General features: G+C 65.4%; 17 protein-coding genes. 11 read left to right on the top strand and 6 right to left on the bottom strand.

Features of this window, described 5'->3' with window-relative positions; genetic code table 11:
• Positions 1-23 precede the first annotated feature (23 nt).
• A complete protein-coding gene (gene gspK, locus LOY42_RS05345; RefSeq protein WP_110699807.1) occupies positions 24-989 on the bottom strand; it encodes a type II secretion system minor pseudopilin GspK in 966 nt (321 codons plus the stop codon).
• Between the two features lie 136 nt (positions 990-1,125).
• Between gspK and tatA the strand changes: the two genes are divergently transcribed.
• The 8 genes from tatA to nagE all read left to right on the top strand — a co-directional run bounded on the left by tatA (position 1,126) and on the right by nagE (position 10,282).
• The gene (gene tatA / locus LOY42_RS05340) at positions 1,126-1,344 is read left to right on the top strand and encodes a twin-arginine translocase TatA/TatE family subunit (protein WP_139669115.1); all 219 of its coding nucleotides are present in this window, start codon (positions 1,126-1,128) and stop codon (positions 1,342-1,344) included.
• Positions 1,344-1,631: a Sec-independent protein translocase protein TatB gene (gene tatB, locus LOY42_RS05335; protein WP_046854344.1), complete on the top strand. Its 288-nt coding sequence runs from the start codon at positions 1,344-1,346 to the stop codon at positions 1,629-1,631. Before tatA ends, tatB begins: the two co-directional genes overlap by 1 nt.
• Positions 1,631-2,365, top strand: coding sequence for a twin-arginine translocase subunit TatC (tatC, locus tag LOY42_RS05330; RefSeq protein ID WP_110699809.1), 735 nt, complete (start codon positions 1,631-1,633; stop codon positions 2,363-2,365). The genes tatB and tatC overlap by 1 nt, the downstream gene beginning before the upstream one ends.
• An 830-nt stretch (positions 2,366-3,195) precedes the next feature.
• Complete coding sequence (locus LOY42_RS05325) at positions 3,196-3,927, top strand: GntR family transcriptional regulator (RefSeq protein ID WP_038706720.1); 732 nt, start codon at positions 3,196-3,198, stop codon at positions 3,925-3,927.
• 11 nt (positions 3,928-3,938) lie between these two features.
• On the top strand, positions 3,939-5,027 hold the full coding sequence (gene nagA / locus LOY42_RS05320) for an N-acetylglucosamine-6-phosphate deacetylase (protein ID WP_258599969.1): 1,089 nt from the start codon (positions 3,939-3,941) through the stop codon (positions 5,025-5,027).
• Entirely contained in the window at positions 5,024-6,046 is a 1,023-nt protein-coding gene (locus LOY42_RS05315; RefSeq protein ID WP_139669109.1) for an SIS domain-containing protein, read from the top strand. The genes nagA and LOY42_RS05315 overlap by 4 nt, the downstream gene beginning before the upstream one ends.
• 18 nt (positions 6,047-6,064) lie before the next feature.
• Positions 6,065-8,608, top strand: a complete 2,544-nt coding sequence (gene ptsP / locus LOY42_RS05310; RefSeq protein WP_258599967.1) for a phosphoenolpyruvate--protein phosphotransferase — start codon at positions 6,065-6,067, stop codon at positions 8,606-8,608.
• A gap of 12 nt (positions 8,609-8,620) precedes the next feature.
• Entirely contained in the window at positions 8,621-10,282 is a 1,662-nt protein-coding gene (nagE, locus tag LOY42_RS05305; protein WP_258599965.1) for an N-acetylglucosamine-specific PTS transporter subunit IIBC, read from the top strand.
• Positions 10,283-10,392: 110 nt separating this feature from the next.
• Here nagE and LOY42_RS05300 read toward each other — a convergent pair whose 3' ends face one another.
• Both LOY42_RS05300 and purL read right to left on the bottom strand, forming a co-directional pair.
• Positions 10,393-10,704 (bottom strand): NIF3 1, encoded by a 312-nt coding sequence (locus LOY42_RS05300; protein WP_023632229.1) that lies wholly within the window; start codon positions 10,702-10,704, stop codon positions 10,393-10,395.
• A gap of 3 nt (positions 10,705-10,707) precedes the next feature.
• Positions 10,708-14,607 carry a phosphoribosylformylglycinamidine synthase gene (gene purL, locus LOY42_RS05295; protein ID WP_258599963.1) on the bottom strand — a complete coding sequence of 1,300 codons (3,900 nt, stop codon included), beginning with the start codon at positions 14,605-14,607 and terminating at the stop codon, positions 10,708-10,710.
• A 325-nt stretch (positions 14,608-14,932) separates the two neighbouring features.
• On the opposite strand from purL, the gene mltF reads away from it, so the two are divergent.
• Complete coding sequence (gene mltF, locus LOY42_RS05290; protein WP_110699821.1) at positions 14,933-16,390, top strand: membrane-bound lytic murein transglycosylase MltF; 1,458 nt, start codon at positions 14,933-14,935, stop codon at positions 16,388-16,390.
• A 104-nt stretch (positions 16,391-16,494) separates the two neighbouring features.
• On the opposite strand, the gene tadA is transcribed toward mltF, so the two are convergent.
• Positions 16,495-16,974 (bottom strand): tRNA adenosine(34) deaminase TadA, encoded by a 480-nt coding sequence (gene tadA, locus LOY42_RS05285; protein WP_046854335.1) that lies wholly within the window; start codon positions 16,972-16,974, stop codon positions 16,495-16,497.
• Entirely contained in the window at positions 16,974-18,356 is a 1,383-nt protein-coding gene (locus tag LOY42_RS05280; protein WP_046854334.1) for a multicopper oxidase family protein, read from the bottom strand. Before LOY42_RS05280 ends, tadA begins: the two co-directional genes overlap by 1 nt.
• A gap of 198 nt (positions 18,357-18,554) precedes the next feature.
• Here LOY42_RS05280 and LOY42_RS05275 point away from each other — a divergent pair, with 198 nt between their 5' ends.
• Together LOY42_RS05275 and LOY42_RS05270 are read left to right on the top strand one after the other, a co-directional pair.
• Positions 18,555-19,358 carry an alpha/beta hydrolase gene (locus tag LOY42_RS05275; protein ID WP_258599960.1) on the top strand — a complete coding sequence of 268 codons (804 nt, stop codon included), beginning with the start codon at positions 18,555-18,557 and terminating at the stop codon, positions 19,356-19,358.
• 209 nt (positions 19,359-19,567) lie between these two features.
• Entirely contained in the window at positions 19,568-21,859 is a 2,292-nt protein-coding gene (locus LOY42_RS05270; RefSeq protein ID WP_258599959.1) for an autotransporter outer membrane beta-barrel domain-containing protein, read from the top strand.
• A gap of 180 nt (positions 21,860-22,039) precedes the next feature.
• Here LOY42_RS05270 and guaA read toward each other — a convergent pair whose 3' ends face one another.
• Positions 22,040-23,617 carry a glutamine-hydrolyzing GMP synthase gene (gene guaA / locus LOY42_RS05265; RefSeq protein ID WP_011535447.1) on the bottom strand — a complete coding sequence of 526 codons (1,578 nt, stop codon included), beginning with the start codon at positions 23,615-23,617 and terminating at the stop codon, positions 22,040-22,042.
• Positions 23,618-23,657 lie beyond the last annotated feature (40 nt).

Here is a 23,657-nt window from a genome sequence, read left to right as displayed (position 1 = left end):
TGCGACTTGTCCCGCGATTTTTTCTACCAGGCCACCGCCTCCCTGCCCCTGACCCGCACCTGCTGCGCCGGCACCCGCGCATGCCATTGCACCACGCCCAGCGCCTCGATCTGGAACTGGCTGCGCAGCGTGCGCCCCTCTTCCTCGAACGACAGCTGCAGGACGAAATGGCCGCTGTTGAGCAGCAACCCTTCGCTTAGCCGGGCGAAGGTCTCGTCATCCACCGCCCCCAGCGCCTGGCGCAAGGCCGCGGCATCGACATACCCGGCCGCCGGGCGGCCACTGATCACACGGCTGAGCATCGAACGGGAAAACCGTCCTTCGTACATCGCCTCCAGCAACGGCAGATGCTCCAACCCCAGGGCATTGGCATTGAGCCGCCAGCCGCTGGTCGACGGCAGCGCGCAGAGCATTCGATAGCGGCCTTGCCGACCACTGTCCGGCTCCAGCAGCAGGTTGAGCTCACTGGTGTCGAGCATCGGCTGGTTGGCCGCCAGTCGCGGTGGTTGCTGGCGCAGGTACTGGGCGCTCTCGGCGCCCTGCAGGCGGGCATCGCTGTCGGCATCCAGCCAGTCGGCCAGGGCATCGACCAGCCGTTCTGCAGCCATGTCATCGCCCAACAGCTGGCGCAACTGGCGCTCGGCCCGTGGGCCATCCTCCCCCAGCAGGGCGTTGACGTTGAAGCAGCTGTGCTGGTCGATCACCCGCAACTGTGCCTTGCCGGCACCAAAATCATAGGCCAGCGGCTGCCCACGCAGGGCCTGCCAGAACAGCGGGCTGGCGCGCCAGGCCGGATCACGCAGGGCCTGGGAGGCGTAGGCCAGCCCCGCCTGCTCCATGGCCCGCACCTGCACCCGCTGGTGCAGCAGCCGCACCGCGTCCACCTGGCGCCGGCCATCCTCCACCAGCCAGGCCAGCCCCGCTGCGAGCATCGCCAGTACCACCAGCACCATCAGCAGTGCCGCGCCCTGTTGTCGCCTGCGCCCCATCCCTGTCTTCCCGTGGCCGCTGAAAAGCGCCAGTCAACACGCCAGTTGTTGCAGGCAGATGGCAGTCATGTGCCCGTCATCTGCACAGGGCAGGATTGGCCTTTCTTTTTCTTTGACCTGACAGGAGTGGTCTTACATGGGTGGCATTGGAATCTGGCAATTGGTGATCGTGCTGTTGATCGTCTTCCTGCTGTTCGGCACCAAGCGTCTCAAGGGGCTGGGCGGTGATGTCGGCGAGGCGATCCAGGGCTTTCGCAAGTCCATGGGCGGCACTGCCGACAACACTGTCGAGCAACAGCCGCAGGTGCTGAACAATCAGCCGTTGCAGCAGACGCAAACGGATCGTCAGGCCTGATGTTCGAGATCGGCTTCACCGAACTGCTGTTGGTGGGCATCGTCGCGCTGCTGGTGCTCGGCCCCGAGCGCCTGCCGGTGGCGGCGCGGACCCTGGGCCGTGGGCTGGGCCAGGCCCGTCGGGCACTGAATGCGTTGAAGGCGCAGGTGGAACGGGAGATCGACATGCCCGCCCTGGATGCCGCGCCGTTGCAGCGCCTGGAGCAGGAGCTGCGCCAGGGCATCCAGCTCGACGCGACGCCGGCCAATGACCCGACACCAGTCGCCCATGCCAAGGAGAGCGCTTGATGTCCCTCGCTCTCGACCAGGCGACGCGCATGCCACTGACCGATCACCTGCGCGACCTGCGCAAGCGCCTGGTGCGCTGCCTGCTGGTGATCGCGCTGGTGTTCTGCGGGCTGTTCCCCTTTGCCCAGACGCTGTACACGCACATTTCCGAACCGCTGCGCCGTTACCTCCCCGAAGGCGCCAGCATGATCGCCACCAGCGTCACCTCGCCGTTTCTTGCGCCGTTCAAGCTGACGGCGATGTGCGCGCTGTTCGTCGCCATGCCGCTGCTGCTGCACCAGGCCTGGGGCTTCATCGCCCCGGGGCTGTACCGCCGCGAACGGCGCATCGCCCTGCCCCTGCTGGTGTCGAGCATCGTGCTGTTCTACGGCGGCATGGCGTTCGCGTTCTTCCTGGTGTTCCCGATGATGTTCGGTTTCTTCGCCAGCGTGACCCCGGACGGGGTGGCGATGATGACCGACATCGGCCTGTACCTGGACTTCATCCTGGCGCTGTTTTTGGCGTTCGGCCTGGCCTTCGAGATCCCGGTGGCGACCTTCATCGTGGTCTGGGCGGGGCTGACCGACGTGGCCACGCTGCGGCGCAGCCGGCCTTATGTGATCGTCGGCTGCTTCGTGGTGGGGATGATCCTGACGCCGCCGGATGTGTTTTCCCAGACCATGCTGGCGGTGCCGATGTGGGTGCTGTTCGAGGTGGGGTTGCTGGCGTGTGGGTTGGTGCGCCGGGCGGAGTAAAAGGCAGGAGCCATTACTTGGTCGGGTGGCAGCCGTACACGGAGTGAGAACCGGTCACGAAGAAAACCGATCAGGCAAGGCCTGCCCGCCTACGGCTGCCATGGCAGAGCAGCGATCTTCGTTATACGGACTCTCACGCCCGATTAAGGTGGCAGCCATGAACGGGGTGAGAATCCGGGGCACAAGAAACCCGGTCAGACCGAAGTCTGCCCGTGCACGGCTGCCATGAAGGGACTGCCGAAAAACCTGTACTCCAGGATTCTCACATCCTGGTCACCATATCTGGCGACCAGGTGAAGTTATCCCTGGGGTCTTTCCCCGACAACGCAGCAGCTTCCGGCAAGCACGTAGGATAGTTCCCAAGCATTTCTGGCTGAAGCATTTGGTTTCAAGTTCGGAAATGTCCGACAGGAGATTGGGGGGACGGGGCGTTCATCGATAGGAGGGCTACGCCTGTGAGACCGAGCGCCGCCCGCGCGGCGCATCGCGGATGAATCCGCTCCTACATTTGTTGCAACGTGGCCACGCCTGATAGGCCATGGTTGTAAGCCTTGTGCGCTGGACGCGATGTTTCGGCGGGCATTGCTGCCGCCCCACCTGTCTCAAGCCTTGCGCCAAGGCTGGCAACCATGGCCTGACAGGTTCGGCACGTTGCAACAAATGTAGGAGCGGATTCATCCGCGATGCGCCGCGCGGGCGGCGCTCGATCTCATAGGCGCCAAATATCTATCGACATACATCCCTATCGACACACCAATCCAGACCAGTGGTATTGACCTGGTATTAAAGTGGTATTAATTTTCATCCCACAACAATATCGGACACCGCCCATGCGTCCTCTAACCGCCCTGCGCCCCGACGACACCAGCGCCACCCCGCTCTACCTGCAGCTGGCACGCAACCTGGAGCAGGCCATCCACGCCGGCCAGTGGACCGCCGACCAGGCCCTGCCCTCGGAGCGCACCCTCAGCGAAACCCTGGACATCTCCCGGGTCACCGCGCGCAAGGCCCTGGAAGTCCTGCTCGAACAAGGCCTGATCCAGCGCATCCAGGGCTCCGGTACCTTCATCACGCCACGCCTCGAACAACCCCTGTCACGCCTGTCGAGCTTCAGCGAAATGCTGCGCATGAAAGGCTTCGTGCCCAGCTCGCAGTGGCTGGAGCGCAGCATCGGCACGCCGAGCAGCGACGAACTGATCCGCCTCGGCCTGTCGCCCACCGACCAGGTGGCCCACCTCAAGCGCCTGCGCAAGGCCGACGACATCGTCATGGCGGTGGAGGTCAGCACCCTGCCCGCCCGCCTGCTCGGCGACCCGCAGGCCATCGGCGATTCGCTGTACCAGCACCTCGACCAACTCGGCCGCCCGGTGGTCCGCGCCCTGCAACATATCCGCGCGATCAACGCCAGCGACGAACTGGCCGCCCAGGTGGGCATCGCCCCCGGCACCGCCATGCTGCTGATGACCCGCATCGGCTACCTCGACGACAACACCGCCATCGAGCTGACCGACACCTACTGCCGCAACGACTACTACGACTTCGTCGCCGAACTGCGACGCTGACCGGAGCCCCCATGGACATCGCCAACATCCTCACCCCCGACGGCTGGGTGCGCGGACAACTGCACCTCGAAAACGGCCGCATACAGGCCATCGAGGGCACGCCGTGCGACCCGCTGACCAACAACCTGCCCTACCTGTTGCCCGGTTTCATCGACCTGCATGTGCACGGCGGCGGTGGCAGCGACATCATGCAAGGCGGTGAGGCCTTCGCCACCATCGCCCGCACCCATCGGCGCTTCGGCACCACCTCGCTGCTGGCCACTACCATGACCGCACCACGCGAGGAACTGGCCCGCGTGCTGGGCGAACTGGGCGCGCACCTCAAGCAACCGCGCCAGGGCGCGCGCATTCTCGGCGTGCATCTGGAAGGCCCGTACATCAATCCCGGCAAGCTCGGCGCACAGCCGAACTTCGCCCACCAGGCGCTACTCGACGAGGTCGAGGAATACCTGGCCCTGGCACCGATCAAGGTCATCACCATCGCCCCGGAAATCGCCGGGCACCTGCCGCTGATCCAGGCCTTGAGCCAGCGCGGCATCCGACTGCAGATCGGCCACACCCTGGGCAGCTACGAGGAAGGCGTGGCGGCGCTGGAAGCCGGCGCCAGCAGCTTCACCCACCTGTACAACGCCATGAGCCCGCTGCACCACCGCGAGCCGGGCATCGTCGGCGCGGCCCTGGCCCACGCCCGCTACGCCGAGCTGATCCCCGACCTGCTGCACGTGCACCCCGGGGCGATCAAGGTGGCCCTGCGCGCGATCCCGTGCCTGTACTGCGTCACCGACTCCACTGCCGCCGCCGGCATGCCCGACGGCGAATACCGCCTGGGCAGCCACACCGTGACCAAGTGCCTGGGCGGCGTGCGCCTGCCCGACGGCACCCTGGCCGGCAGCACCCTGACCATGGACCAGGCCCTGCGCAACCTGGTGAAGATCGGCCTGCCCCTGGCCGAGGCCTCCGCGCGCCTGTCCCGCTACCCCGCCGATTACCTCGGTATCGCCGACCGTGGCCGCCTGCAACCGGGCGCCTGGGCCGACGCGGTGCTGCTCGATCGCCAACTGAACCTGACCGCCGTGATGGTCGAAGGAGAAACCGCATGAGCTCAAGGATGCTCGAAGAAGCCCGCAGCTGCGCCGATGTCGTCGAACGACAGAACCAGGCGCTGGACCCGCGCCTGGAAACCCTGAGCGAACAGCTGCGCCGGCTCGACCCGCAGGTGGCGCTGACCGTGGCCCGCGGCAGTTCGGATCACGCCGCCAGTTACTTCGCCTATGTCGCCATGCAGCAACTCGGCCTGCCAGTGGCCTCGCTGCCGATGTCGGTGGTGACCTTGCAGCAGGCGCCGCTGCGGGTGCGCGGCCAGGTGGCGCTGGGCTTCTCGCAGTCGGGGCAGAGCCCGGACCTGGTCGACAGCCTGCGTCGCCTGAACCAGTGCGGCGCGACCACCGTGTCGCTGGTCAATGCCGAGGGCTCGCCGCTGGAGCAGGCCTGCCAGCACCACCTGCCGCTGGGCGCCGGCCCCGAGCTGTCGGTGGCGGCGACCAAGAGCTTCGTCGCCACCCTGAGCGCCAGCGCCCGCCTGGTCGCCCATTGGGGCCAGGACCGCGTCCTGCTGGCAGCCGGCCTTGCCCTGCCCGCGCAATTGCGTGAAGCCGCCGCCCAGGACTGGAGCCCGGCCCTCGCCACCTTGCGCGATGCCGAACGGCTGATGGTGATCGGCCGTGGCGCCGGCTTTGCCATCGCCCAGGAAGCGGCGCTCAAGCTCAAGGAAACCTCGGTGATCCAGGCCGAGGCCTTCAGCAGCGCCGAGGTGCGTCACGGCCCCATGGCGCTGATCGACGCCCAATACCCGCTGCTGGTGTTCGCCCCGCGCGGCGTCGAGCAGGCCGGCCTGCTGCAACTGGCCGCCGACATGCGCCAGCGCGGCGCTCATGTGCTGCTGGCGGCGCCGGCCGATATCGCCGGGCGCGACCTCACCCTGAGCTGCGCCGAACACCCGGCCCTGGACCCGCTGCTGGCGATCCAGAGCTTCTACGTCATGGCCGCGGCCCTGGCCGAGGCCCGTGGCCTCGACCCCGACCAGCCGCGCCACCTGAGCAAAGTGACCTGCACGCAGTGAAGCCGCGAGGAACAACGCATGCCCGACAATAACAAGATCATCCTCCATGCCCCACTCGCCGGACCGCTGGTGCCGCTGGAGCAAGTGCCGGACCCGGTGTTCAGCAGCGCCACCCTCGGTGACGGCGTCGCCATTGACCCACTCAACAACGTGCTGCACGCCCCGTGTGCCGGCGAGGTGGTGCAACTGGCCCGCACCGGCCACGCGCTGACCCTGCGCGCAACCAACGGCGCGGAAATCCTCCTGCATATCGGTGTCGACACCGTGCAACTGCAGGGCTGTGGTTTCTCGCCGTTGGTGGCGCTGGGCGACCAGGTCAGCCAAGGCCAGCCGCTGGTGCGCTTCGACATGGACCAAGTGGCGCAGCACTGTGTCAGCCTGGTTACGGTGATGCTGATCAGCAATGGCCCAGGCTTTGGCCTGAAGCGACTGGAGGCAGGCAATGCGCAACTTGGCGCGGCGCTGCTGGAGGTCGACGCCACGGGTCGTGAAGCGAATGCCCGGCCGGTCAGCCATGAAAGCGCGCGCGGTCATGCCCGGATCGCTCATCACGGTGGCCTGCACGCCCGCCCCGCCGCCTTGCTGCGCCAGACTGCGCAAGGTTTCCAGAGCCGAGCCATGCTGCGCTTCGCCGAGCGCGAGGCCGACCTCGACAGCCTGGTGGCGGTCATGGGCCTGGGTGTTGGCGAAGGTGCCGAAGTCGAACTGATCTGCACCGGGCCGGACAGCCAGGCCGCGCTGCAGGCGTTGATCGCCGCCGTGCAGACGGCCTCGGTCGGTGAGCGCCATGCCGCGCATGCGCCAACCAGCACCACCATGGCCAAGCCCGCTGCCGGGCCCGGCATGCTTACCGGTGTCTGCGCCGCCCCCGGCCTGGCCCAAGGGCCACTGGCCCGGCTGGACGGGGTCAGCCTGCCGCCCGACAACGGCGACAACGACCCCGCCGCACAGCACCAGGCGTTGAACACGGCCTTGGCCGAAGTGCGCCACGCCATCGACCGCGACTGGCGCCACCTGCCGCGCGGCCAGGAGGACGCGGCGGCGATCCTCGAGGCCCACCTGGCCTTGCTCGACGATCCGGCCCTGCTCGGCGACGCCCGCCAGCATATCGCCGACGGCGTCGCCGCCAGCCATGCCTGGAGCCGTGCCATCGATGCCCAATGCCAGATCCTGCGTAGCCTGGGCAACCCGTTGCTGGCCGAGCGCGCCAACGACCTGTACGACCTGCAGCAGCGTGTTCTGCGGGCCTTGCTTGGTGAAACCCGGCAACTGCGCCTGCCGCCCTCGGCCATTGTCGTCGCCCATGAACTGACGCCCTCCGACCTGCTGCTACTGGCCCGCCATGAGGTCGCCGGGCTGTGCATGGCCGCCGGCGGCGCCACCTCGCACGTCGCCATCCTTGCCCGCGCCCGCGGCCTGCCGTGCCTGGTGGCCGTAGGCGAAGCGCTGCTGGAACTGCCCACCGGCACGCCGCTGGTGCTGGACGCCGACTTGGGCCGCCTGGAAACCGAGGCTGATGCACAGCGCCTGGCCGAGGTGCGGCAACATGTGCAGCAGCGCAGCGAAACCCGCCAGCGCCAGCAGGCCGCCGCCCAGCAAAGCGCCCGCACCCGTGATGGCCAACTGATCGAGGTCGCTGCCAATGTCGCCAGTGCCGAGGAAGCCGCCGAGGCCCTGGCCCAAGGTGCCGACGGCATCGGCCTGCTGCGCAGCGAGTTCCTGTTCATCGACCGCCCCACCGCGCCGGACGAGACGGAGCAGCGCAGCGCCTACCAGGCCGTGCTTGATGCCATGGGCGAGCGTCCGGTGATCATCCGTACCATTGATGTAGGCGGCGACAAGCAGCTCGACTACCTGCCCCTGCCGGCCGAGGCCAACCCGGTGCTGGGCCTGCGCGGCATCCGCCTGGGCCAGGTGCGCCCGGAGTTGCTTGACCAGCAGTTGCGCGCGCTGCTGCAAGTCAGCCCGCAACAGCGTTGCCGGATCATGCTGCCGATGGTGACCGAAGTCGACGAGCTGATCGCCATCCGCCAGCGCCTGGACCGGCTGGCCGGCGAGCTGGGCATCGCGCAACGCGCCGAGCTGGGGGTGATGATCGAAGTCCCCGCCGCGGCGCTGCTCGCCGAGCGCCTCGCCGAACACGCGGACTTCTTCTCCATCGGCACCAACGATCTGTCCCAGTACACCTTGGCCATGGACCGCGACCACGCCGGCCTGGCTGCGCGGGTGGATGCCTTGCACCCCGCCCTGCTGCGCCTGATCGAGCTGACCTGCCAGGGCGCGGCGAAGCACGGGCGCTGGGTCGGCGTGTGCGGCGCGCTGGCCTCCGACCCGCTGGCCACGCCGGTGCTGGTCGGGCTTGGGGTGGCCGAGCTGTCGGTCAGCGCGCCGCAGATCGGCGAGATCAAGGCGCAGGTGCGCCAGCTCGATGCCACCGCCTGCCGCCGCTTCAGCCAAGGCCTGCTGGGCTTGTCCAGCGCCGCCGCGGTGCGCCAGGCCTGCCGCGACTTCACCGCCCAGTCCCACGCCCAACCGGCCGCCGCCGCGGCCCTACAACAATAATCGGAGCGCACCATGTACCAGCACTTCATCCAGGGCCTGCAACGGCTCGGCCGCGCCTTGATGCTGCCCATCGCCATCCTGCCCATCGCCGGCCTGCTGCTGCGCCTGGGCGACACCGACCTGCTCGACATCGCCCTGGTGCACGACGCAGGGCAAGCGATCTTCGCCAACCTGGCGCTGATCTTCGCCGTCGGCATCGCCGTGGGCTTCGCCCGCGACAACAACGGCACCGCCGGCCTGGCCGGGGCCATCGGCTACCTGGTGCTGGTGGCGACACTGAAGGTGATCGATGCGAAGATCGACATGGGCATGCTCGCCGGGATCATCTGCGGTCTGCTCGGCGGTGGCCTGTACAACCGCTTCAAGGACATCCAGCTGCCGGACTACCTGGCGTTCTTCGGCGGCCGGCGCTTCGTGCCGATTGCCACCGGGGTGTCGGCGGTGTTCCTCGGACTGCTGTTCGGACTTATCTGGCCACCGATCCAGCATGGCATCAACGACCTTGGCCAACTGATGCTGGAGAGCGGCAGCATCGGCGCGTTCTTCTTCGGTGTGCTCAACCGCCTGCTGATCATCACCGGCCTGCACCACATCCTCAACAACCTGGTGTGGTTCGTCTTCGGCAGCTTCCAGGCGGCCAGCGGCCAGGTGGTGACCGGCGACCTGGCGCGCTTCTTCGCCGGTGACCCGAACGCCGGGCAGTTCATGGCCGGCATGTTCCCGGTGATGATCTTCGGCCTGCCCGCCGCGTGCCTGGCCATGTACCGCCACACCCTGCCGGCCCGGCGCAAGCTGATCGGTGGCGTGCTGTTGTCGATGGCACTGACCTCGGCGCTGACCGGGGTGACCGAGCCGATCGAGTTCGCCTTCATGTTCCTCGCGCCGCTGCTGTACCTGATCCACGCGCTGCTCACCGGAGTGTCCATGGCGGTCTGCGACCTGCTGGGCATCCGCCTGGGCTTCACCTTCTCCGGCGGCGCCATCGACATGGCCCTGGGCTGGGGGCGCTCCAGCAACGGTTGGCTGGTGTTCCCTGTAGGCCTGCTGTATGCGGTGGTCTACTACTTCGTGTTCGACTTCTGTATCCGCCGCTTCGACCTCAAGACACCAGGGCGCGAGGAGCAACCCGGCAACGAAGCGGCGGCCGGCGCGGATGCGCCCAGGGCGCGGCGCTTTATCGACGCACTGGGCGGCGCCGCCAACCTGCAAGGCGTTGATGCCTGCACCACGCGCCTGCGTCTGGTACTGGCCGATCGCGGCCTGGCCCAGGACCAGGCCTTGAAAGCCCTCGGCGCCATGGCGGTGGTACGGCCTGGCAGCGGCGGCAGCCTCCAAGTGGTGGTGGGGCCGATGGCTGATGCGCTGGCCGATGAGATCCGTGGTGAGCTACCCCATGCGCGGGTGACGGCACCGGTGGCCGAGAAGACCGCCGTGGTCACCGAGGCGGTCGTCGTGGATGAATGGCTGCAGGCCCTGGGCGGGCGCGACAATCTGCTGGAAGCGCAGTGCGTGGCCTCGAGCCGGGTGCGGGTGCAAGTCAGGGATGAGAGCAAGGTGGAACAGGATCACCTGGCCGCCTTGGGATGCCTGGGAGTGAGTCCGCAGGCAGGCGGCGTGTGGCATCTGCTGGTAGGTGGCAAGGCGCCTGCGCTGGGCGCCGCCTTGCAAGGCTGAAAAGCATCGCGGGGCAAGTCGCATCGGCGCACCGCCGCTCCCACGAATTTGCTTCGTGAGAGCGGCGGTGCGCCGATGCGACTTGCCCCGCGATGTGATTCGACGCTGCCCTAGAAATCGGCCAGCGGCCAGACCTCATAGGCAGGTGTTTCATACGGGTGGCTCTGCTTGAGCGCAGCGACCACCTGGGCGATCAGCGCATCAGCCACCACCAGCTCCACCTTCCATTCCTCGACCACCTCGACCTGACCGGTCTGCCCGAGGTACGGCTGGCTGCCGTGCAACGGGCGGAACTGGCCCTGGCCGAGGGTCTGCCAGGCGCAGTGGTCATAGTCGCCAATGCGCCCGCCTCCAGCGGCGAACACGGCGGCCTTGACCACTTCGACATGGCTGTCGGGGACGAAGAAGGCGAGCTTGTACACGCCTTAGTTCACCCACACCCGCGCGTTGCGGAACATGCGCATCAGGGCCGCGTCTTCCTGCCACTCATCCGGGCGCCAGGAGTTCTGCACGGCACGGAACATACGCTCCGGGTGCGGCATCATGATGGTCACGCGGCCGTCGCGGCTGGTCAGGCCGGTGATCCCGCGCGGCGAGCCGTTCGGGTTGGCCGGGTAGGCTTCGGTGACCTTGCCGTGGTTGTCGACGTAGCGCAGGGCCACGCAACCGGACAGGTCGGCTTCCAGCAGTGCCTCTTCGCTGGCGAACTCGGCATGGCCTTCACCGTGGGCGATGGCGATCGGCATGCGCGAACCAGCCATGCCCTGCAGGAAGATCGAGTTGGACTTCTGCACCTCGACCATGGCCACACGGGCTTCGAACTGCTCCGAGCGGTTGCGCACGAAGTGCGGCCAGTACTCGGTGCCCGGGATCAGCTCGTGCAGGTTGGACATCATCTGGCAACCGTTGCACACGCCCAGGGCGAAGCTGTCGGTACGCTCGAAGAAGGCCTGGAAGGCATCGCGGGCACGGGCGTTGAACAGTGCAGACTTGGCCCAGCCCTCACCGGCACCGAGCACGTCGCCGTAGGAGAAGCCGCCGCAGGCCACCAAGCCCTTGAACGCTTCGAAATCGACACGACCAGACAGGATGTCGCTCATGTGCACGTCGACGGCGGCGAAGCCGGCGCGGTCGAAGGCCGCGGCCATCTCGACCTGGCCATTGACGCCCTGCTCGCGCAGGATCGCCACTTGCGGGCGCACGCCTTTCTTGATGTACGGCGCGGCGATGTCTTCGTTGACGTCGTAGCCGAGCTTGACCGACAGGCCTGGGTTGTCTTCCTCGAGCAGCGCGTCGAACTCCTGGTCGGCGCAGTCGGCGTTGTCGCGCAGGCGCTGGACCTGGTAGCTGGTCTCGGCCCACTGGCGCTGCAGCAGGCGACGGTCGCCCTTGAACAGCTCTTCGCCTTCGAACTTGATCAGCACTTCACCGTTGTTGATCGGCTGGCCGATCACCGCGACGCAATCCTCGCCCAGGCCTGCGGCGCTGAACTGCGCCAGCACATCCGGCGTGGCGTCCTGACGGACCTGGATCACCGCGCCCAGCTCTTCGTTGAAGAGGATGGCCGCAACTTTCTCGCGCTTGCTGGTCAGGGTGCCCAGCTCCACATCCAGGCCGCAGTGGCCGGCGAAGGCCATCTCCAGCACGGTGGTCAGCAGGCCGCCGTCGGAACGGTCGTGGTAGGCCAGCAGGTGGCCGTCTTCGTTGAGGCCCTGGATCACCGCGAAGAACGCCTTGAGGTCCTCGGCGTCGTCGACATCCGGCGCCTGGGCGGCCAGCTTGCCGTGGGTCTGCGCCAGGATCGAGGCGCCCATGCGGTTCTTGCCGCGGCCCAGGTCGATCAGGATCAGGTCGGTCTCGCCCTTGTCCATGCGCAGCTGCGGGGTCAGGGTCTTGCGGATGTCGGTGACCGGGGCGAAGCCGGTGATGATCAGCGACATCGGCGAGGTAACGCTCTTCTGCTCGCCCGCTTCGCTCCACTGGGTCTTCATCGACATCGAGTCTTTACCGACCGGGATGGTGATGCCCAGTTCCGGGCACAGCTCCATGCCGACGGCCTTGACGGTGTCGTACAGGCGGGCGTCTTCGCCCGGGTGGCCGGCGGCGGACATCCAGTTGGCCGACAGTTTGATGTCGGACAGCTTCTCGATGCGCGAGGCAGCCAGGTTGGTCAGGGTTTCGCCAATTGCCATGCGCCCGGACGCCGGGGCATCGAGCAGGGCCAGCGGGGTACGCTCGCCCATGGCCATGGCTTCGCCGGTGTAGACGTCGAAGCTGGTGGCGGTGACGGCGCAGTCGGCCACCGGTACCTGCCACGGGCCGACCATCTGGTCGCGGGCCACGAGGCCGGTGATGGTGCGGTCGCCGATGGTGATCAGGAAGCTCTTGCTGGCCACGGCCGGGTGACGCAGCACGCGCTCGACCGAGTCGGTCAGGTCCAGCGTGCTCGGGTCGAACTCATCGCCCAGCTCCGCTTCGCGAGTGACCGAACGGTGCATGCGCGGCGGCTTGCCCAGCAGCACGTCCAGCGGCATGTCCACCGGGGTGTTGTCGAAGTGGCTGTCGGTAACGGTCAGGTGTTGCTCTTCGGTGGCCTCGCCGACCACTGCGAACGGGCAACGCTCGCGCTCGCAGATGGCCTGGAAGCGCTCGAAGTCCTCGGCGCTGACCGCCAGCACGTAGCGCTCCTGCGATTCGTTGGACCAGATTTCGTGCGGGGCCATGCCCGGCTCGTCGTTGGGCACGTTGCGCAGCTCGAAGCGACCACCACGGCCACCGTCGTTGACCAGCTCGGGGAAGGCGTTGGAAATGCCACCAGCGCCGACGTCGTGGATAAAGGCGATGGGGTTCTTGTCACCCAGCTGCCAGCAGCGGTCGATGACCTCCTGGCAACGACGCTCCATTTCCGGGTTCTCGCGCTGCACCGAGGCGAAGTCCAGGTCGGCGGAGCTGGCGCCGGTGGCAACCGACGAAGCGGCGCCGCCACCCAGGCCGATCAGCATGGCCGGGCCGCCAAGCACGATCAGCTTGGCGCCGACGGTGATCTCTCCCTTCTGCACGTGGTCTTCACGGATGTTGCCCATGCCGCCGGCCAGCATGATCGGCTTGTGGTAGCCACGGACTTCCTCGCCGTGCGGGGTGTTGATGCCCTGCTCGAAGGTACGGAAGTAGCCGGTCAGGGCCGGGCGACCGAATTCGTTGTTGAACGCGGCGCCGCCCAGCGGGCCTTCGATCATGATGTCGAGGGCGTCGACGATGCGCTCGGGCTTGCCGTACGGCTTTTCCCAAGGCTGCTCGAAACCGGGGATGCGCAGGTTGGAGACGGTGAAACCGGTCAGGCCGGCCTTGGGCTTGGCACCACGGCCGGTGGCGCCTTCGTCGCGGATTTCGCCGCCGGAGCCGGTGGAGGCGCCGGAGAACGGGGCGATGGCGGTCGGGTGGTTGTGCGTCTCGACCTTCATCAGGATGTGCACCGGCTCCTGCACCGCGCCGTACTGGCGGGTCTCAGGGTTCGGGAAGAAGCGCCCGGCCACCGAACCGACGATCACCGAGGCGTTGTCCTTGTAGGCCGACAGCACGCCTTCGTTGTGCATCTGGTAGGTGTTCTTGATCATGCCGAACAGGCTCTTCTCTTGCGCCTGGCCGTCGATGTCCCAGCTGGCGTTGAAGATCTTGTGGCGGCAGTGCTCGGAGTTGGCCTGGGCGAACATCATCAGTTCGATGTCGTTCGGGTTGCGCGCAAGGCCCTGGAAGGCGGCGACCAGGTAGTCGATCTCGTCTTCGGCCAGGGCCAGGCCCAGGTCGATGTTGGCCTGGGCCAGGGCGGCGCGGCCACCGGCCAGGATGTCGACCGAGGTCATCGGCTTGGGCTGGGCGTGGCTGAACAGGTCGGCGGCGTCTTCCAGCTTGCCCAGCACGCGCTGGGTCATGCGGTCGTGCAGCTCGGCGGCGATGGCCTGGGCGTCGGCGTCATTGATGTTGCCGGCGACGTAGTAGGCGATGCCGCGCTCCAGGCGCTGGATCGACTGCAGGCCGCAGTTGTGGGCGATGTCGCTGGCCTTGGATGCCCAGGGCGAGATGGTGCCCAGGCGCGGCACGACCAGGAACAGGCGGCCGCTCGGCTCCTGTACCGGCACGCTCGGGCCGTACTTGAGCAGAAGGCCCAGCACCTGCTGCTGGTCGGCGGCCAGCTCGCCGTCGACGTCGGCGAAGTGGGCGAATTCGGCATACAAACCAGTAACAGCGGGGACTTTCTGGCTCAGTTGCTCGAGTAATTTACCGTGGCGAAAGGCAGAAAGGGCAGGAGCGCCGCGCAGGATCAACATCGTCGGGACAGCCTCAGGAAGGGGTGTGCTTAGAGGCCGTGCATTCTAGCCTAATTCGCAGGCTTTCGGCACCCGCTCTAAGCCAATGCTGCCGGGCGGTGGAACCGGACTTGCGGGTCAAAAAAATCGCGGGTATTTCATCGTGGGAGCGGGCTTGCCCCGCGATGACACCTACCGGCAAAGAGACTGCCTGAGCGGGCGAATCGCGGGGCAAGCCCGCTCCCACGACCTGCTCCGCCCTGTCGCAGGCACAGTGACGTGCTAGCAGACCTGCCAACCATTGTCGAGATATGGCGCCGGCAGTCCTTTGCGTATACTGCACCCTATGTTCGCCCACACTGCTTTGCGCCAGCGTTGCGCCAAATGGCTCTTCGCAACCGGACTCTTCCTGATGCTCGGTGCCTGCGTTGAAAAACCCAGCACCCTCGAGCGCGTCAAGGAGGATGGCGTATTGCGCGTGATTACCCGCAACAGCCCGGCGACCTACTTCCAGGACCGCAACGGCGAAACCGGTTTCGAGTACGAACTGGTCAAGCGCTTCGCCGATGACCTGGGGGTGAAGCTCGAGATCGAGACCGCCGACAACCTCGACCAATTGTTCGACCAGTTGGGCAAGCCCTCCGGCCCGGTACTGGCCGCCGCCGGCCTGGTCAGCAGCGAGCGCCGCGCCAGCCAGGCGAAGTTCTCCCACCCGTATCTCGAGGTGACCCCGCAGGTCATCTACCGCAACGGCCGCTCGCGCCCCACCAATGCCAAGGGCCTGGTGGGCAAAAAGATCATGGTGCTCAAGGGCAGCAGCCACGCCGACCAGCTGGCCGAGCTGAAAAAGCAGAATCCGGGGCTGGAATACGAAGAATCCGACGCCGTCGAAGTGGTCGACCTGCTGCGCATGGTCGACGAAGGCCAGATCGACCTGACCCTGGTCGACTCCAACGAACTGGCCATGAACCAGGTCTACTTCCCCAACGTGCGCGTGGCCTTCGACCTGGGCGACACCCGTGACCAGCGCTGGGCGGTGGCCGCCGGCGAAGACAACAGCCTGCTCAACGAGATCAACGAGTTTCTCGACAAGTCGCAGAAGAACGGCACGCTTCAACGCCTGAAGGACCGTTACTACGGCCATGTCGATGTGCTGGGCTACGTCGGTGCCTACACCTTCGCCCAGCACCTGCAGCAACGCCTGCCCAAGTACGAGAAACACTTCAAGACCAGCTCCAAGGTCGAACAGGTGGACTGGCGGCTGCTGGCCGCGATCGGCTACCAGGAATCGATGTGGCAGCCGGAAGTCACCTCCAAGACCGGTGTGCGCGGCCTGATGATGCTGACCCAGCGCACCGCCCAGGCCATGGGCGTGTCCAACCGCCTGGACCCCCGGCAGAGCATCCAGGGCGGCGCCAAGTACTTCATGCTGGTCAAGGACCAGCTCGACGACAGCATCAAGGAGCCGGACCGCACCTGGTTCGCCCTGGCGGCCTACAACGTTGGCAGCGGCCACCTCGAAGACGCCCGCACCCTGGCCAGGCGCGAAGGCCTGAACCCGAACAAGTGGCTGGACGTGAAGAAGATGCTGCCGCGCCTGTCGCAGAAGCAGTGGTACAGCAAGACCAAGTACGGTTATGCCCGGGGCGGCGAGCCGGTGCATTTCGTCGCCAACATCCGTCGTTACTACGACATCCTCACCTGGGTCACGCAGCCGCAGCTCGAAGGCCAGGTGGCCGAGGGCAACCTGCATGTGCCGGCGGTGAACAAGGACAAGCCAGCGGAGCAAGCGGCGCCGATGTGAGTCTTCAAGGCCACTTCACCGGCAAGCCAGCTCCCCCAATCGCCCTTCTAAAGCCGAGCGCCATCCTGTGGGAGCTGGCTTGCCAGCGATGAGGCCGGCGCGGGTTAGCCCTTGGCCCGCCGAGCCTTGAAAAACTCGCTGAGGATCGCGCCGCATTCCTCGGCCAGCACTCCCCCCTCGTACATCACCCGATGGTTGAGAAAACCCTGGGTGAAGAACTGCCCCTGGCTCTGCACGATCCCTGCCTTGGGCTCCAGCGCGCCGTAGACCACCCGCGCCACCCGCGAATGGACGATCAGCCCCGCGCACATGCTGCACGGTTCCAGTGTCACGTACAGGGTGCTGCCCGGCAGGCGGTAGTTGCTGGCGGACTTGGCCGCAGCGCGGATCGCCACCATCTCGGCATGGGCGCTGGGGTCGCTGTCGAGGATCGGCCGGTTGAAGCCCTGGCCGAGCACCTGGCCGTGCTGCACCAGCACCGCGCCCACCGGCACCTCGCCCAGGGCCGCGCCCTGGGCCGCCAGTTCCAGGGCCAGGCGCATGAATTCCTGATCGCGGCTGCGATCGATGATCTGCGGGCGCATCAAACCACCGCGATCGCGGCCATCAGGCCGGTTTCCATGTGGTCGATGACATGGCAATGGAACATCCAGGTGCCTGGGTTATCCGCCACCAGCGCCACCTGCGCCCGCTCGTTCTTGCCCAGCAGGTAGGTATCGGTGAACCACGGCTCGACGATCTTGCGCCGATTGGAGGCGATCACCTTGAAACTCATGCCGTGCAGGTGGATCGGGTGCTGGTACTGGGTCATGTTCTTCAGCTCGAGGATATAGCTCTTGCCCTTCTGCAGCGTGGCGATCGGCCGGTCGGCACAGGTCTTGTCGGTGATGTCCCAGGCCTGGCCGTTGATCTGCCACAGACTCGGCGGCTTGCCGTTCTCGGTATTCACCGAAACCTTGCCGACCCATTCGAAATTGAAGTTGAGCTTCTCGGCATTCTCCAGGTCCGGCTCGGCAACGGGGTTCGGCGGCAGCGCCTTGGGCCAGTCACCGGGAGCGTCGCTGCTGGCCACCGAGCGCAAGGTCCCCAGGCGCACGAAGCCGTCACGCAACGAGACCTCCTCGCCCGCCTCGGGAATGCGGATCGCCAGGCAGATGCGCATGCCGGGGCCAAGCCAGTACTCCTCGTCCAGCGGGCGCGGGGTGATCGGGTTGCCATCGAGGGCGTAGATCATCGCCTCGCAGTTGCCTTTGAGGTTCAGGCGGTAGGTCCAGGTGTTGTCCAGGTTCAGCAAGCGCACCCGCACCACCTGCCCCGCCGGCAGCTCCGTAACCGACTCGGCCTGGCCATTGATGGTGATCAACCGCCCGGCAGTGCCGTTGCGCGCCGCCTCGCGGGGGATGCTGAACGGCAGCCAGGCGCCCTGCTCGTCCACGTGCCAGTTCTTCAGGCTCAGCGTGCGTTCGTGCTTGAAACCGGTCGGTTCGCGCTCTTCGACGATCAGCGGGCCAACCAGCCCGCGCCCCAGTTCCTCGGAGCTGCTCACGTGGGGGTGGTACCAGTAGCTGCCGGCATCCGGTACACGGAACTTGTAGTCGAAATATTCGCCGGGCTTGACCGGCAATTGCGACACGTACGGCACGCCGTCCATTTCCAGCGGCAGGCGGATGCCGTGCCAGTGGATGGTGGTCTCGACGGGTAGATGGTTGATGAAGCGCACCCGCAGCCACGTACCCTGGCGCACCCGCAGCTCGGTCCCCGGCGCCGACGGGCCGAAGGCCCAGGCCTCGGTCTTGAACCCCGGCACCAGCTCGACGTCCAGCGGTGCGGCGATCAGCTCGTAGTCGTGCCCGGCGTTGTCGTCCTCGACCTTGCCCAGCCAGTAACGCGCCGCGCCACCGGCGCCCAGGCCTACCACCACAAGGCCGGTCAGGCCCTTGAGCATTTGTCGACGGGTAAAGGACATCGGTGCGGGTACCTCGTTTCTGCGCGATCAGCCTGCCGGCAGGGCCGACGATGAAGGGCGAATACGATACACCTGCATTTGCGAAAGATTAAGTGAAGTCTTGTCGCAGGGCTGTAGGTTGCCGAAGCGACGTGATCGTACACTGCACATATGATAAGTAGAGATTTTCCCAGTCGTCGGACAGTGACCAGCTTCCCTATGGCGTGTGTGCTGATAATCAGCGCACTTCTCATCGCCTGCCAATCGCCGCGCGAGGCACTGCAACAACTGGCTCAAGAACACGGCCGACAATGGGAGGTCCTGTCGGGACAAGACTTCCCTCTCATCATCCTTGCGCCGCGCACCGCAGAAAAAATGACTCGCCTGCGTGTCTACCTGGAAGGCGATGGGCATTCCTGGTCGACGGCCACTCAACCCAGCCTGGATCCGAGCCCGCACAATCTGTTGGTGCCACGGCTGGCGGTCAACGATCCGACGCCGAACGTGTATCTCGCGCGTCCCTGCCAGTTCGTCATGGCTGCAGCGTGTCAGACCGCACTCTGGACCCATCGACGCTACGCCCAGGAAGTGATCGACCGCCTCAACCAGGCGCTAGACCAACTGAAACAACGATATGGCAACAGTGAATTCGAACTCGTGGGATATTCGGGTGGCGCCGCACTGGCATTATTGTTAGCGGCGCAGCGCAATGATATTACCCAGGTGCAAACCCTGGCCGGCAACCTTAGCCCGCGTATGTGGGCGACGATGAAAGGACTGTCGCCACTCCACGGATCCTTGGAACCGCTGGACTACCGAGATCGACTCTCCTTGTTACCTCAGCGTCATTTCATTGGAGACGCTGACTCGATCATTCCGAGTGATTTGGCTGCCAGGTATCAACAGGCACTTGGCTCACCATTATCCCAGTGTATTCATGTCCCTGAAGCGAGCCACGACAGTGGCTGGGAAGCAGCATGGAGCCGATGGGCCAAGACTCCATTGGCACATGAACATCCTTGAACCAGGACGGCCACGGCTTGGGAAAACAACTGAAACGGCGCATTTATTTTTTTCGCCATTAGTTGTTTTCATGATGAATATCCTCACCCGCATCGTGTAGATTCGGCGCGCTTGAAACAGCACTTCACTGACAAGCTGACAGGGATGCCGAAAACAGACGCTGACGCGCGCGTTGCCCCTGTCAGTTTCTACCCTGTAAGGATACGGTCTTGAACATCTCCCACCTGCGCCGCTCGTTGTTGGCGCTGTCCGTCACGGCTGCCACAGTCCATGCCGCACCCGACCTCAACCACGACCTGGGCACAGGGGCATACATCAGCTCCGGCGGTGGTTTCAATAACGCCACCTTTACCGGAACGTCACAAAACGCAGGTGTGACGCTGACCAATGTGACGCTGGCGGGCAGCTTGATCAATCAGGGCAAGATCAACCTGACGGCCGCAACACCCAGTGACGTCCCGTCCGGCATCTCCATGACCCTCAACTCCACCGTCGCTGGCAGTCTGGTCAATCAGGGCGATATAACGGTGAGCGGCACCACTGCTATGGGGCTGGACCTGTATCTGGCGAAAATCGCCGGTGAAGTCAGCAACAACGGCAACATCAGGGTAACAGGCGAAGATGCCAATGGCATGATGATCACCTCGGCCCAGGCTCGCATCAATAACTCGGGCACCATCACTGCCAGCGGCGTCGGCTCTGCAGGTATCGAGATAGAAAACGCCAGCTTCACCGGTAAAAACACAGGCGACCCTTTCAAGAGTGATATCAACAACAGCGGGACTATCTCCGCCGAGGGCGTCGGTATCCACTTGGTCAACCTCGACCCCTCCGCCGGCTTCAGCATCTTCTCCATCAGGCAGACCGGTGGCCTGATCGAAGGCGGCACCGCGGCAATTCTGGCGGATGACCATTCCTCCCCTTCTTATTTCTACTGGGAGGGTGGCCAGGTCAAGGGTGACCTGCTGGGCCTGAGTGGGGTACTGGTGCAAGGGGATGCACAATTCGACGGCTCGACCATCCGTGCCGGTTACGTCGATATCGACGGTGGCCGCCTGACGCTGCTTCGCCCACAGACCACGATTGTCGGCAACCTCGACCTGGATAGCGAAACTGCTCGCTTGCGCCTGCTGCTGGATAACAACACACTGCCCAACACGCCGATCCTGACAGTCACCGGCGATACCTACTTCTCTCCAGGCAGCCAGGTCGAACTGCAGGCTCGCTCCGACGATTTCCGCACCTCGGCCCAGGGCAACCGCTACACCCTCATCAATTCCGGCACGTGGGAAGATCCACAGAACCTCTCCGTGGTTTCGTCCTCGGCGCTGCTTGAAGTGAAAAGCTTTGGCATTGAAGGCCAGGATGTAAAAGCAACGGTTGCGACCCGCAGTGATGAGGCAGTAACGCAAGACCTGCTGGGCGCCCATGGTTCGCGCAATGCGGTGAACGCCATCCAGCCGCTCAAGAACACAGTCCTGGGCCAGATGGACGAAAGCGACCCGGTATTCCAGCATTTTGCCAACGCCGCCACCTCCGAAGATCTGGCGAAACTTGCCGAAACCTTGGCCCCGGACGTCAGCCGTGGAGTCATCAACGCCGCCACCAACAGTCAAAACCTGGTCGCAGGTGCCATCGAGCACCGCGCCAGCAAAGTACGCAGCGGCCTGTCGTCGGGCGACGTCCTGGCAGAACAAGGGGTATGGCTGCAAGCGCTGTCCAGCGATGCCAACCAGGATAGCCGCCACGGTATCGGCGGCTTTGACGCCAACACCCAAGGCATCGCCTTGGGTGCCGACGGCAAGCTCAACCCCAATACCACCGTGGGCCTGGCGTACAGCTACCTGACCAGCGACGTCAAGTCGGACCTTGGCAACAAGACCGACGTCAACGGCCATGCACTGACGCTGTACGGCAACTGGGCCCGTGACAACTTCTTTGTCGACACCTCGCTGACCTATGGCTGGAACGACAACGAGTCCAGACGCTACATCGCCGGCACCCGCGCCAAGGCCGATTACGACAGTGCAATCTTCGGCGTCAAAGCACTTGCAGGCTACACGTTCCGGCTAGACAAGCATTGGCTGCTGGAGCCACAGGTCGGTGCGCGTTATGCCAAGGTTTCGATTGATTCGTACCATGAGAAAGGCAGCTCAGCCGCCCTCAACGTTGGCAGCCAGCGCTATGAAATTGGCGAAATGGGCCTGGGCGCCCGTCTGGCGGCCGCTTTTGACGTCGGCGTGGGCAGCCTGGAGCCGGAAGCCAAGCTGATGGCCTGGCACGATTTCATCGGCGACAAGGCCAGCACCACCTCGACCTTCGTGCTCGGCGGTACCCCCTTCACCACCCAAGGCGCCACCCCCGCGCGCGACAGCTACGAGCTGGGACTGGGTGTCAACTACCGGGTAGGCGCCTGGAGCGTGGGAGGGATGTACAACTACCTGGCCAGCAGTGGTTTCAACGCCGACACCTTCACTGCCAACGTGCGTTACGACTTCTGACCAACGTCTGCGCTTCAAACAACAAAACCCGCATTGGCGGGTTTTGTTGTTTGGGGCTGAGGGTGAAGCCCATAAGCGTCTGGCTATTTCACCTGCCCGACTGAATGCCAAAAGCCCGCAGTTACGCGGGCTTTAGGGGTGTTTCTTGCCATTTGCTTCCGGTCTACGCCGGGCGCGAGATCATTCCCACTCGATAGTGGCCGGCGGCTTGCTCGACACGTCGTAGGTGACGCGGGAGATGCCGTCGATTTCGTTGATGATACGACCACTGACGGTTTCCAGCAGTTCGTACGGCAGGTGCGCCCAGCGCGCGGTCATGAAGTCCACGGTCTCGACGGCACGCAGGGCCACGACCCAGGCGTAGCGACGGCCGTCACCGACGACGCCGACCGACTTGACCGGCTGGAACACCACGAACGCCTGGCTGGTCTTGTGGTACCAGTCGGCCTTGCGCAGCTCTTCGATGAAGATGTGGTCGGCGCGACGCAGGATGTCGGCATATTCCTTCTTCACTTCACCGAGGATGCGCACACCCAGGCCCGGGCCCGGGAACGGGTGGCGGTAGACCATGTCGTACGGCAGGCCCAGTTCCAGGCCGATCTTGCGCACTTCGTCCTTGAACAGCTCACGCAGGGGCTCGACCAGCTTGAGGTTCATTTCCTCCGGCAGGCCGCCGACGTTGTGGTGCGACTTGATCACGTGGGCCTTGCCGCTCTTGGCGCCGGCCGACTCGATCACGTCGGGGTAGATGGTGCCCTGGGCGAGGAACTGGATGTTCTCCAGCTTGCTGGCCTCGGCATCGAACACGTCGATGAAGGTGCGGCCGATGATCTTGCGCTTCTTCTCCGGGTCGGCTTCGCCTTCCAGATTGTCGAGGAACTGCTTCTCGGCATCGGCGCGGATCACCTTGACGCCCATGTTCTCCTTGAACATGGCCATCACCTGGTCGCCTTCGTGCAGGCGCAGCAGGCCGTTGTCGACGAACACGCAGGTCAGCTGGTCGCCGATGGCGCGATGCAGCAGCGCGGCAACAACCGAGCTGTCGACGCCGCCGGACAGGCCCAGCAGGACGTTGGCCGAACCGACCTGTGCACGGACCTGGGCGATAGCGTCCTCGACGATGTTCGAGGCAGTCCACAGCGCTTCACAGCCGCAGATGTCCTGGACGAAGCGCGACAGGATGCGACCGCCTTGCTTGGTGTGGGTCACTTCCGGGTGGAACTGCACGCCGTAGTAGCCCAGGGCATCGTCGTACATGCCGGCGATCGGGCAGCTCGGAGTGCTGGCCAGCACGCTGAAGTTGCCTGGCATCTGGGTGACCTTGTCGCCATGGCTCATCCACACGTCCAGGCCCAGCACGCCGTCATCGTCGACATGGTCTTCGATGCCATCGAGCAGGCGGCTCTTGCCGACCACGTCGACGCGGGCGTAACCGAACTCGCGCAGGTCGGAACCTTCGACCTTGCCGCCCATCTGCTCGGCCATGGTCTGCATGCCGTAGCAGATGCCCAGCACGGGTACTTTCAGGTCGAACACGGCCTGCGGCGCGCGTGGGCTGTTGGCTTCGTGGACCGACTCGGGGCCACCGGCCAGGATGATGCCGCGCGGGTTGAATTCGCGGATCGCTTCATCGTCCATGTCGAACGGGTGCAGCTCGCAATACACACCGATCTCACGCACGCGGCGGGCGATCAGCTGGGTGTACTGGGAACCGAAATCGAGGATCAGGATGCGGTGAGCGTGAATGTCGAGGGCCATGACTCAATCTCGTCAGTGGAAATCGGAAACGACGCGGGGC

It is taken from the genome of Pseudomonas sp. B21-023 (genome assembly GCF_024749165.1).
Classification (GTDB): domain Bacteria; phylum Pseudomonadota; class Gammaproteobacteria; order Pseudomonadales; family Pseudomonadaceae; genus Aquipseudomonas.
The sequence above is the reverse complement of the archived record's forward strand: the minus strand, read 5'-3'. Positions and strand labels throughout refer to the sequence as shown.